Origin of the sequence: Salmonella sp. SA14318, from assembly GCF_029866905.1 — a bacterium.
Classification (GTDB): domain Bacteria; phylum Pseudomonadota; class Gammaproteobacteria; order Enterobacterales; family Enterobacteriaceae; genus Salmonella; species Salmonella enterica.
On sequence record NZ_CP123282.1, the window covers coordinates 1,519,937 to 1,532,013 of the forward strand.

The window sequence follows — 12,077 nt, forward strand, 5'->3', positions numbered from 1 at the left end:
ATGCACGAGAATCAACAACCACAAACCGAGGCTTTTGAGCTGAGTGCGGCAGAGCGTGAAGCGATAGAGCACGAGAAGCACCACTACGAAGACCCGCGTGCGGCGTCCATTGAAGCGCTGAAAATCGTTCAGAAGCAGCGTGGCTGGGTGCCGGACGGCGCGATCTACGCTATTGCCGATGTGTTGGGTATTCCGGCGAGCGACGTCGAAGGCGTCGCCACATTCTACAGCCAGATCTTCCGTCAGCCGGTCGGTCGCCACGTGATTCGCTACTGCGACAGCGTGGTGTGCCATATCACCGGCTATCAGGGGATTCAGGCCGCGCTGGAAAAAAATCTCAACATCAAACCGGGGCAGACGACCTTTGATGGTCGCTTTACGCTGCTGCCGACCTGCTGCCTGGGGAATTGCGATAAAGGGCCGAACATGATGATTGATGAGGATACTCACAGCCATCTGACCCCGGAAGCCATTCCTGAACTACTGGAGCGGTATAAATGAAAAACGTTATCCGTACTCCCGAAACCCATCCGCTGACCTGGCGTCTGCGCGATGACAAACAGCCGGTCTGGCTGGATGAATATCGTAGCAAAAACGGCTACGAAGGCGCGCGTAAGGCGCTGACCGGCCTGTCTCCGGATGAAATCGTCAGCCAGGTAAAAGACGCCGGTCTGAAAGGGCGCGGCGGCGCGGGCTTTTCCACCGGTCTGAAGTGGAGCCTGATGCCGAAAGATGAATCCATGAACATCCGTTACCTGCTGTGTAACGCCGATGAAATGGAACCGGGCACCTATAAAGACCGTCTGCTGATGGAACAACTGCCGCACCTGCTGGTGGAAGGTATGTTGATCTCCGCGTTCGCGCTGAAAGCGTATCGTGGTTACATCTTCCTGCGCGGCGAATATATCGAAGCGGCTGTACATCTGCGCCGTGCGATTGCTGAAGCAACCGAGGCCGGGCTGCTTGGCAAAAATATCATGGGCACCGGGTTCGACTTTGAACTGTTTGTCCACACCGGAGCAGGGCGTTACATCTGTGGTGAAGAAACGGCGCTGATTAACTCCCTCGAAGGCCGCCGCGCGAACCCACGCTCCAAGCCGCCCTTCCCGGCGACCTCCGGCGTATGGGGCAAACCGACCTGTGTGAATAACGTCGAAACGTTGTGCAACGTCCCGGCAATCCTCGCCAACGGCGTGGAGTGGTACCAGAACATTTCGAAAAGCAAAGATGCGGGTACCAAGCTGATGGGCTTCTCAGGCCGCGTGAAGAATCCGGGACTGTGGGAATTACCGTTCGGCACCACCGCGCGCGAGATCCTCGAAGACTACGCGGGCGGTATGCGCGATGGCCTGAAATTCAAAGCCTGGCAGCCGGGCGGGGCGGGAACCGACTTCCTGACCGAGGCGCATCTTGACCTGCCGATGGAGTTCGAAAGCATCGGTAAAGCAGGCAGCCGTCTGGGCACCGCGCTGGCGATGGCGGTAGACCACGAAATCGGCATGGTGTCGCTGGTGCGTAACCTGGAAGAGTTCTTTGCCCGCGAATCCTGCGGCTGGTGTACGCCATGCCGCGACGGGTTGCCGTGGAGCGTGAAAATTCTGCGCGCGCTGGAGCGTGGCGAAGGCCAGCCGGGGGATATCGAGACACTTGAGCAACTGTGTCGTTTCCTCGGACCGGGTAAAACCTTCTGCGCGCATGCGCCGGGCGCGGTTGAGCCACTGCAAAGCGCAATTAAGTATTTCCGCGAAGAATTCGAAGCTGGCATCAAGCAGCCGTTCAGCAATACCCATTTAATCAATGGTATTCAGCCGAACCTGCTCAAAGAGCGCTGGTGAGTTAACGATTTTTAATTTGGAAGCATGCTAATGGCTACGATTCATGTAGACGGCAAAGAATACGAGGTCAACGGCGCGGACAACCTGCTACAGGCATGTCTGTCCCTCGGCCTTGATATTCCGTATTTTTGCTGGCACCCGGCGCTGGGAAGCGTCGGTGCTTGCCGCCAGTGTGCGGTGAAGCAATACCAAAACGCGGAAGATACGCGTGGTCGCCTGGTGATGTCCTGTATGACGCCAGCCACCGACGGTACCTTTATCTCTATTGACGACGAAGAAGCGAAACAGTTCCGTGAAAGCGTGGTGGAGTGGCTGATGACTAACCACCCGCACGACTGTCCGGTCTGTGAAGAGGGCGGTAACTGCCATCTTCAGGATATGACCGTGATGACGGGGCACAGTTTCCGCCGCTACCGTTTCACCAAACGTACCCACCGCAACCAGGATCTGGGGCCGTTCATCTCGCACGAAATGAACCGCTGCATCGCCTGCTACCGTTGTGTGCGTTACTACAAAGATTATGCCGACGGCACCGATCTGGGCGTCTATGGCGCGCATGACAACGTCTACTTCGGGCGTCCGGAAGACGGTACGCTGGAAAGCGAATTCTCCGGTAACCTGGTCGAGATTTGCCCGACCGGCGTCTTCACCGATAAAACGCACTCCGAGCGTTACAACCGTAAATGGGACATGCAGTTTGCGCCGAGCATCTGCCAGCAGTGTTCCATCGGCTGTAACATCAGCCCGGGCGAGCGCTATGGCGAATTACGCCGTATCGAAAACCGTTACAACGGTACCGTTAACCACTACTTCCTCTGCGACCGCGGTCGTTTCGGCTATGGCTATGTGAACCTGAAAGACCGTCCGCGTCAGCCGGTTCAGCGCCGCGGCGATGACTTTATTACTCTCAACGCCGAGCAGGCGATGCAGGGCGCGGCGGATATTCTGCGCCAGTCGAAGAAAGTGATCGGTATCGGTTCGCCACGCGCCAGCATTGAGAGCAACTTTGCGCTGCGTGAGCTGGTTGGTGCGGAAAACTTCTACACCGGTATCGCGCGCGGCGAGCAGGAGCGTCTGCAACTGGCGCTGAAGGTGCTGCGTGAAGGCGGAATTTACACCCCGGCGCTGCGGGAAATCGAATCTTATGACGCGGTACTGGTCTTGGGCGAAGACGTTACCCAGACCGGCGCGCGCGTTGCGCTGGCGGTACGTCAGGCGGTGAAGGGTAAAGCGCGTGAAATGGCGGCGGCGCAGAAAGTGGCCGACTGGCAGATTGCGGCCATCCTTAACATCGGCCAGCGTGCCAAACATCCGCTGTTCGTGACCAACGTGGACGACACCCGTCTGGATGATATCGCCGCCTGGACCTATCGCGCGCCGGTGGAAGATCAGGCGCGCCTGGGCTTTGCGATTGCCCATGCGCTGGACAATACAGCGCCTGCGGTTGACGGTATCGACAGCGACTTGCAAAACAAAATTGATGTCATTGTGCAGGCGTTGGCCGGCGCGAAAAAACCGCTGATTATCTCCGGCACTAACGCCGGTAGCAGTGAGGTGATTCAGGCGGCCGCTAACGTGGCGAAAGCGCTGAAAGGCCGTGGCGCCGACGTCGGTATTACTATGATTGCCCGCTCCGTGAACAGCATGGGGCTGGGTATGATGGGCGGCGGTTCGCTTGATGATGCGCTGGGCGAGCTGGAAACCGGCAGTGCGGACGCGGTGGTGGTGCTGGAAAACGATCTCCACCGTCATGCAAGCGCTACGCGCGTGAACGCTGCGCTCGCCAAAGCGCCGCTGGTAATGGTGGTTGACCATCAGCGCACGGCGATTATGGAAAATGCTCATCTGGTGCTTTCCGCGGCAAGCTTCGCCGAAAGCGATGGTACGGTCATCAACAACGAAGGCCGCGCGCAGCGCTTCTTCCAGGTTTATGATCCGGCCTACTACGATAACAAGACGATTATGCTGGAAAGCTGGCGCTGGCTGCATTCGCTGCACAGCACCGTCGAAAACCGCGAAGTGGACTGGACTCAGCTTGACCACGTGATCGACGCGGTCATTGCCGCCATGCCGCAATTTGCCGGCATTAAGGACGCCGCGCCGGATGCGACCTTCCGCATTCGTGGGCAGAAGCTGGCGCGCGAACCGCATCGTTACAGCGGTCGTACGGCGATGCGCGCCAATATCAGCGTGCATGAACCACGTCAGCCGCAGGATAAAGACACCATGTTCGCCTTCTCGATGGAAGGGAATAACCAACCGACTGCCCCGCGATCTGAAATTCCGTTCGCCTGGGCGCCGGGCTGGAACTCCCCGCAGGCGTGGAACAAATTCCAGGATGAAGTGGGCGGCAAACTGCGTCACGGCGATCCGGGCGTGCGTTTGATTGAAGCGACTGAGGGCGGTCTGGATTATTTCACTACCGTGCCGGCAAGCTTCCAGGCGCAGGACGGTCAGTGGCGTATTGCGCCGTATTACCACCTGTTTGGCAGCGACGAATTGTCTCAGCGTTCTCCGGTCTTCCAGAGCCGTATGCCGCAGCCGTATATCAAACTTAACCCGGCGGATGCCGCGAAGTTGGGCGTCAATGCCGGGACGCGCGTCTCCTTTAGCTACGATGGCAATACGGTGACGCTGCCGGTTGAAATCTCTGAAGGGTTAGCGGCAGGGCAGGTAGGGCTGCCGATGGGTATGCCTGGCATCGCGCCGGTTCTGGCTGGCGCGCGTCTTGAGGATCTGCGGGAGGCGCAACAATGAGTTGGATTACACCGGATCTGATTGAGATCCTGCTGAGCATTCTCAAAGCGGTGGTGATTCTGCTGGTGGTCGTCACCTGCGGGGCCTTCATGAGCTTTGGCGAACGTCGTCTGCTGGGTCTGTTCCAGAACCGTTATGGACCAAACCGCGTTGGCTGGGGCGGCTCGCTCCAGCTGGTCGCGGATATGATCAAGATGTTCTTTAAAGAAGACTGGATCCCGAAATTCTCGGATCGCGTCATCTTTACCCTGGCGCCGATGATCGCGTTTACTTCGCTGCTGCTCTCCTTCGCCATTGTGCCGGTTAGCCCTAATTGGGTGGTGGCCGATTTAAACATCGGGATTTTGTTCTTCCTGATGATGGCCGGTCTGGCAGTTTACGCGGTGCTGTTCGCCGGTTGGTCGAGCAACAACAAATACTCGCTGCTGGGCGCGATGCGCGCGTCTGCCCAGACGGTGAGCTACGAAGTGTTCCTTGGTCTTTCCCTGATGGGCGTGGTGGCGCAGGCCGGTTCATTTAATATGACCGATATCGTCAATAACCAGGCGCATCTGTGGAACGTGATTCCGCAATTCTTTGGGTTTGTTACTTTCGCCATCGCGGGCGTAGCGGTCTGTCACCGTCACCCGTTTGACCAGCCGGAAGCCGAGCAGGAATTGGCGGACGGTTACCACATCGAATATTCCGGTATGAAATTCGGTCTGTTCTTCGTGGGGGAGTACATCGGTATCGTCACCGTTTCCGCGCTGATGGTAACGCTGTTCTTCGGTGGCTGGCATGGCCCGTTCTTACCGCCATTCGTCTGGTTCGCGCTGAAAACCGCGTTCTTCATGATGATGTTCATTTTGATTCGTGCGTCGTTACCGCGTCCGCGTTATGACCAGGTAATGTCCTTCGGCTGGAAAGTTTGCCTGCCGCTGACGCTCATCAACTTGCTGGTAACGGCGGCTGTCATTCTGTGGCAGGCGCAATAAGGGACACAAAGACCATGACCTTAAAAGAATTATTAGTAGGTTTCGGCACTCAGGTACGCAGTATCTGGATGATCGGCCTGCATGCGTTCGCCAAACGCGAAACGCGGATGTATCCGGAAGAGCCGGTCTATTTACCGCCCCGTTACCGTGGTCGTATCGTGCTCACGCGCGACCCGGACGGTGAAGAGCGCTGCGTTGCCTGTAACCTGTGCGCGGTAGCCTGTCCGGTAGGCTGTATCTCTCTGCAAAAAGCGGAGACCAAAGATGGCCGCTGGTATCCGGAATTTTTCCGCATTAACTTCTCACGCTGCATCTTCTGCGGCCTGTGCGAAGAAGCGTGCCCGACCACGGCGATTCAGTTGACCCCGGACTTCGAACTGGGCGAATACAAACGTCAGGATCTGGTGTACGAAAAAGAGGATCTGCTGATTTCCGGTCCGGGCAAATACCCGGAATATAACTTCTACCGGATGGCGGGTATGGCAATCGACGGCAAAGATAAAGGCGAAGCAGAGAACGAAGCCAAGCCTATCGACGTCAAGAGCCTGTTACCGTAAGGAGAGGGCAATGGAATTCGCTTTTTATATCTGTGGCCTGATAGCCATCCTCGCGACCCTGCGAGTGATCACCCATACCAATCCGGTACACGCGCTGTTGTATCTGGTGATATCGCTACTGGCGATTTCCGGGGTGTTCTTTTCGCTGGGCGCTTACTTTGCCGGTGCGCTGGAAATTATCGTCTACGCAGGCGCCATCATGGTGCTGTTTGTGTTCGTGGTGATGATGCTCAACCTCGGCGGCAGCGAAATCGAACAGGAACGCCAGTGGCTGAAGCCGCAGGTGTGGATTGGTCCGGCGGTTTTGTCGGCCATTATGCTGGCGGTCATTGTGTACGCCATTCTGGGCGTTAACGACCAGGGCATCGACGGCACGCCGATTAGCGCGAAAGCGGTGGGCATTACGCTGTTCGGGCCTTATGTTCTGGCGGTCGAACTGGCGTCTATGCTGCTGCTGGCAGGCCTGGTGGTGGCGTTCCACGTCGGTCGTGAAGAGCGTGCGGGCGAAGTGCTAAGCAACCGCGCCGATGACCGCGCGAAAAGAAAAACGGAGGAGCGCGCATGATCCCCTTAACACACGGACTGATCCTCGCTGCGATTTTATTCGTCCTGGGTTTAACCGGTCTGGTTATCCGCCGCAATCTGCTGTTTATGCTGATCGGGCTGGAAATCATGATTAACGCCTCCGCGCTGGCCTTTGTGGTCGCCGGGAGCTACTGGGGCCAGACCGATGGTCAGGTGATGTACATTCTCGCCATCAGCCTTGCGGCTGCGGAAGCGAGTATTGGACTTGCGCTGTTGCTGCAACTCCATCGCCGTCGCCAGAACCTGAACATCGATTCAGTAAGTGAGATGCGTGGATGAACATGCTTGCCTTAACCATTATTCTGCCATTGATTGGCTTTGTACTGCTGGCGTTCTCTCGCGGACGCTGGTCGGAAAATCTCTCCGCGACCATTGGCGTGGGCTCCGTTGGTCTGGCGGCGTTGGTGACAGCGTTTGTTGGGATGGATTTCTTCGCCAACGGCAAACAGGCGTTCAGCCAGCCGCTGTGGACGTGGATGTCGGTCGGTAACTTCAACATCGGTTTTAATTTGGTGCTGGACGGCCTGTCGCTGACCATGCTCTCTGTGGTCACCGGCGTCGGCTTCCTGATCCACATGTTCGCGTCCTGGTACATGCGTGGGGAAGAGGGCTACTCTCGCTTCTTCGCTTATACCAACCTGTTTATCGCCAGCATGGTTGTTCTGGTGCTGTCCGATAACCTGCTGTTGATGTACCTCGGCTGGGAAGGCGTGGGCCTGTGCTCTTATCTGTTGATCGGCTTCTATTACAGCGATCCGAAGAATGGCGCAGCGGCAATGAAAGCCTTCGTGGTGACCCGTGTCGGTGACGTGTTCCTCGCCTTCGCGCTGTTCATTCTCTACAACGAACTGGGCACGCTGAACTTCCGCGAAATGGTCGAGCTGGCGCCAGCGCACTTTGCTGACGGCAACAACATGCTGATGTGGGCGACGCTGATGCTGCTGGGCGGCGCGGTCGGTAAATCTGCGCAGCTACCGTTGCAGACCTGGCTTGCCGACGCGATGGCCGGTCCGACGCCGGTCTCCGCGCTGATCCACGCCGCTACCATGGTGACCGCCGGTGTCTACCTGATCGCTCGTACCCATGGTCTGTTCCTGATGACCCCGGAAATTCTGCATCTGGTGGGCATTATCGGGGCGATTACGCTGGTCATGGCGGGTTTCGCCGCGCTGGTGCAGACCGACATCAAACGCGTGCTGGCCTATTCCACCATGAGCCAGATTGGCTACATGTTCCTGGCGCTGGGCGTACAGGCGTGGGATGCAGCGATTTTCCACCTGATGACGCACGCCTTCTTTAAAGCGCTGCTGTTCCTGGCCTCCGGCTCGGTGATTCTGGCCTGTCATCACGAACAGAACATCTTTAAGATGGGCGGTCTGCGTAAGTCGATTCCACTGGTGTATGCCTGCTTCCTGGTGGGGGGCGCGGCGCTGTCGGCGCTGCCGCTGGTCACTGCGGGCTTTTTCAGTAAGGATGAGATCCTGGCTGGCGCGATGGCGAACGGCCATATCAATCTGATGGTGGCGGGTCTGGTCGGCGCGTTCATGACCTCGCTGTACACCTTCCGGATGATTTTCATCGTATTCCACGGGAAAGAACAAATTCATGCTCATGCAGGGAAGGGGATTACCCATCATCTGCCGCTGATTGTCCTGATGATCCTGTCTACCTTTGTTGGCGCGCTGATTGTACCGCCGTTGCAGGGGGTGCTGCCGCAGACAACTGAACTGGCGCATGGTCGCGTCATGACGCTGGAAATTACCTCTGGCGTAGTGGCGATTGCCGGCATCCTGATTGCCGCATGGCTGTGGCTGGGTAAACGCACGCTGGTGACGTCGATCGCCAACAGCGCGCCGGGCCGTCTGCTGGGGACCTGGTGGTATAACGCTTGGGGCTTTGACTGGCTGTACGACAAAGTATTCGTCAAGCCATTCCTCGGTATCGCCTGGCTGCTGAAGCGCGACCCGCTTAATGCGTTGATGAACATTCCGGCTATCCTTTCCCGTTTTGCAGGCAAAGGCCTGGTACTAAGCGAGAACGGTTATTTGCGCTGGTATGTGGCATCCATGAGCATCGGCGCGGTTGTGGTGCTGGCGCTGTTGATGGTACTGCGTTGATCGTAAAGTGAATTTTATCCAAATTCGTTGAAAATCAGGCCTCTGTCAGAGGCCTTAAAAAGGAATAAAAATCGCCATGTTACTACCCTGGCTAATATTGATTCCCTTTATCGGCGGCTTTCTGTGCTGGCAGACCGAACGCTTTGGCGTGAAGGTGCCGCGCTGGATAGCGCTGATTACCATGGGGCTGACGCTGGCGCTCGGTCTGCAATTGTGGTTGCAGGGCGGCTACTCACTGACGCAATCCGCCGGTATTCCGCAGTGGCAATCTGAATTTGTCCTGCCGTGGATCCCGCGTTTTGGCATCTCTATCCATCTGGCGCTCGACGGACTGTCGCTGCTAATGGTGGTGCTGACCGGCCTGCTCGGCGTTCTGGCGGTGCTTTGCTCCTGGCGAGAAATCGAAAAATATCAGGGCTTCTTCCACCTGAACCTGATGTGGATCTTAGGCGGCGTTATCGGCGTGTTCCTGGCCATCGACATGTTCCTGTTCTTCTTCTTCTGGGAAATGATGCTGGTGCCGATGTACTTCCTGATAGCGTTGTGGGGCCACAAAGCTTCTGACGGGAAAACGCGTATCACGGCGGCGACCAAGTTCTTCATCTACACCCAGGCGAGTGGTCTGGTGATGTTGATTGCCATCCTGGCGCTGGTCTTTGTGCACTACAACGCGACCGGCGTGTGGACTTTCAATTATGAAGAGCTGCTGAACACGCCGATGTCCCACGGTGTGGAATATCTGCTGATGCTGGGCTTCTTCATCGCCTTCGCGGTGAAAATGCCGGTGGTGCCGCTGCATGGCTGGCTGCCGGATGCGCACTCCCAGGCGCCGACCGCCGGTTCCGTCGACCTGGCCGGTATCTTGCTGAAAACCGCCGCTTACGGTCTGCTGCGTTTCTCCCTGCCATTGTTCCCGAACGCGTCGGCGGAGTTTGCGCCTATCGCCATGTGGCTGGGCGTTATCGGCATTTTCTACGGCGCGTGGATGGCCTTTACCCAATACGACATCAAGCGCCTGATTGCCTATACCTCCGTTTCCCACATGGGCTTCGTGCTGATCGCTATCTACACCGGCAGCCAACTGGCGTACCAGGGCGCGGTGATTCAGATGATTGCGCACGGTTTGTCCGCAGCCGGTCTGTTCATTCTGTGTGGCCAGTTGTACGAACGTCTGCATACGCGTGACATGCGTATGATGGGCGGCCTGTGGGGCAAGATGAAGTGGTTGCCTGCGCTGTCCATGTTCTTTGCGGTGGCGACGCTCGGTATGCCGGGCACCGGTAACTTTGTCGGCGAGTTTATGATTCTGTTCGGCAGCTACCAGGTGGTGCCGATGATTACCGTGATCTCCACCTTTGGGCTGGTATTCGCCTCTGTATACTCGCTGGCGATGCTGCATCGCGCTTACTTCGGTAAAGCGAAGAGCCAGATTGCCAGCCAGGAACTGCCAGGGATGTCGCTGCGCGAGCTGTTTATCATTCTGTTGCTGGTGGTGCTTCTGGTACTGCTTGGCTTCTATCCGCAGCCGATTCTGGATACCTCGCATTCTGCGATGAGCAACATCCAGCAGTGGTTTGTTAATTCCGTTACTACTACAAGGCCGTAAATCGCCATGACAATAACTCCACAACACCTGATTGCGCTGCTACCGCTGCTGATCGTCGGCTTGACGGTGGTGGTTGTGATGCTCTCCATTGCGTGGCGACGCAATCACTTCCTCAATGCCACGCTGTCGGTCATTGGGCTTAACGCTGCTCTGGTTTCGCTTTGGTTTGTCGGCCAGGCCGGGGCAATGGACGTCACGCCGCTGATGCGCGTTGACGGCTTTGCGATGCTCTACACCGGGCTGGTGCTGCTGGCGAGCCTCGCCACCTGTACCTTTGCCTACCCGTGGCTGGAAGGCTATAACGATAACCAGGAAGAGTTCTACCTGCTGGTGTTAATCGCCAGCCTGGGCGGAATTCTGCTGGCGAACGCCAACCATCTGGCGGCGCTGTTCCTCGGTATTGAACTGATCTCACTGCCGCTGTTCGGCCTGATTGGTTATGCTTTCCGCCAGAAACGCTCGCTGGAAGCCAGTATCAAATACACCATCCTCTCCGCTGCCGCCTCGTCTTTCCTGCTGTTCGGGATGGCGCTGGTCTATGCGCAGTCCGGCAACCTGTCTTTCGAAGCGCTCGGTAAGAGCCTCGGCGATGGTATGCTGCACGAGCCGTTGCTGCTGGCGGGCTTTGGCCTGATGATTGTCGGTCTGGGCTTTAAACTCTCTCTGGTGCCGTTCCACCTGTGGACGCCAGACGTTTATCAGGGCGCGCCTGCGCCGGTTTCCACCTTCCTGGCGACGGCGAGCAAAATTGCTATCTTCGGCGTGGTGATGCGTCTGTTCCTCTATGCGCCGGTAGGCGACAGCGAAGCGGTACGCGTGGTGCTGGGCATTATCGCCTTTGCCTCTATCATCTTCGGTAACCTGATGGCGCTGAGCCAGACCAACATCAAACGTCTGCTCGGTTACTCTTCTATCTCTCACCTCGGCTATCTGCTGGTGGCGCTGATTGCCCTGCAGAGCGGCGAGATGTCGATGGAAGCGGTTGGCGTTTATCTGGCCGGTTATCTGTTCAGCAGCCTCGGCGCGTTTGGCGTGGTCAGCCTGATGTCCAGCCCGTTCCGCGGCCCGGACGCGGATTCTCTGTACTCTTACCGTGGTCTGTTCTGGCACCGTCCGGTTCTTGCCGCGGTAATGACGGTGATGATGCTGTCGCTGGCAGGTATCCCGATGACGCTGGGCTTTATCGGCAAATTCTACGTGCTGGCGGTCGGCGTTCAGGCCAGCCTGTGGTGGCTGGTCGCCGCCGTGGTAGTGGGTTCCGCGATTGGTTTGTACTACTACCTGCGTGTTGCGGTGAGTCTCTACCTGCACGCGCCGCAGCAACCGGGACGCGACGCGCCGACAAACTGGCAGTACAGCGCAGGCGGTATCGTGGTGCTGATCTCCGCGTTGCTGGTGTTGGTACTGGGCGTCTGGCCGCAGCCGCTGATTAGCCTTGTGCAACTGGCGATGCCGCTGATGTAATGCCGCGTTGATGATGTCAATAACCGCCGATTTATCGGCGGTTGAGGCTGATGACCAACACCGGAGCCTCTAAATGTTGGATTGCATCCAACTTATGAAAACCTGTGACGCATAGAGACCATAGACTCGTTGGGTGAGGCGTAGCCGAAACCCAACACTTTTCCAACGAACACAGAACCAGA

At 57.4% G+C, this 12,077-nt stretch carries 10 protein-coding genes; all 10 read left to right on the forward strand.

Translation table 11 applies throughout. From position 1 onward, the window contains the following. The 10 genes from nuoE to nuoN all read left to right on the forward strand — a co-directional run bounded on the left by nuoE (position 1) and on the right by nuoN (position 11,895). A complete protein-coding gene (gene nuoE / locus QEN32_RS07160; protein WP_000545038.1) occupies positions 1 to 501 on the forward strand; it encodes an NADH-quinone oxidoreductase subunit NuoE in 501 nt (166 codons plus the stop codon). Continuing rightward, positions 498 to 1,835 carry an NADH-quinone oxidoreductase subunit NuoF gene (gene nuoF, locus QEN32_RS07165; protein WP_000800048.1) on the forward strand — a complete coding sequence of 446 codons (1,338 nt, stop codon included), beginning with the start codon at positions 498 to 500 and terminating at the stop codon, positions 1,833 to 1,835. Before nuoE ends, nuoF begins: the two co-directional genes overlap by 4 nt. 30 nt (positions 1,836 to 1,865) lie before the next feature. Then, positions 1,866 to 4,592: an NADH-quinone oxidoreductase subunit NuoG gene (gene nuoG / locus QEN32_RS07170; protein ID WP_001518099.1), complete on the forward strand. Its 2,727-nt coding sequence runs from the start codon at positions 1,866 to 1,868 to the stop codon at positions 4,590 to 4,592. Then, positions 4,589 to 5,566, forward strand: a complete 978-nt coding sequence (nuoH, locus tag QEN32_RS07175; RefSeq protein WP_000118515.1) for an NADH-quinone oxidoreductase subunit NuoH — start codon at positions 4,589 to 4,591, stop codon at positions 5,564 to 5,566. The genes nuoG and nuoH overlap by 4 nt, the downstream gene beginning before the upstream one ends. A 14-nt stretch (positions 5,567 to 5,580) precedes the next feature. Beyond that, a complete protein-coding gene (gene nuoI, locus QEN32_RS07180) occupies positions 5,581 to 6,123 on the forward strand; it encodes an NADH-quinone oxidoreductase subunit NuoI (protein ID WP_000172747.1) in 543 nt (180 codons plus the stop codon). Positions 6,124 to 6,133: 10 nt separating this feature from the next. Beyond that, a complete protein-coding gene (gene nuoJ / locus QEN32_RS07185; RefSeq protein WP_000393522.1) occupies positions 6,134 to 6,688 on the forward strand; it encodes an NADH-quinone oxidoreductase subunit J in 555 nt (184 codons plus the stop codon). Further along, the gene (gene nuoK / locus QEN32_RS07190) at positions 6,685 to 6,987 is read left to right on the forward strand and encodes an NADH-quinone oxidoreductase subunit NuoK (protein ID WP_000612687.1); all 303 of its coding nucleotides are present in this window, start codon (positions 6,685 to 6,687) and stop codon (positions 6,985 to 6,987) included. Before nuoJ ends, nuoK begins: the two co-directional genes overlap by 4 nt. Continuing rightward, on the forward strand, positions 6,984 to 8,825 hold the full coding sequence (gene nuoL / locus QEN32_RS07195) for an NADH-quinone oxidoreductase subunit L (RefSeq protein ID WP_001056582.1): 1,842 nt from the start codon (positions 6,984 to 6,986) through the stop codon (positions 8,823 to 8,825). Before nuoK ends, nuoL begins: the two co-directional genes overlap by 4 nt. 76 nt (positions 8,826 to 8,901) lie before the next feature. Then, on the forward strand, positions 8,902 to 10,431 hold the full coding sequence (gene nuoM, locus QEN32_RS07200) for an NADH-quinone oxidoreductase subunit M (RefSeq protein ID WP_000926428.1): 1,530 nt from the start codon (positions 8,902 to 8,904) through the stop codon (positions 10,429 to 10,431). A 6-nt stretch (positions 10,432 to 10,437) separates the two neighbouring features. Continuing rightward, positions 10,438 to 11,895 (forward strand): NADH-quinone oxidoreductase subunit NuoN, encoded by a 1,458-nt coding sequence (gene nuoN / locus QEN32_RS07205; RefSeq protein ID WP_000156667.1) that lies wholly within the window; start codon positions 10,438 to 10,440, stop codon positions 11,893 to 11,895. Positions 11,896 to 12,077: the final 182 nt, after the last annotated feature.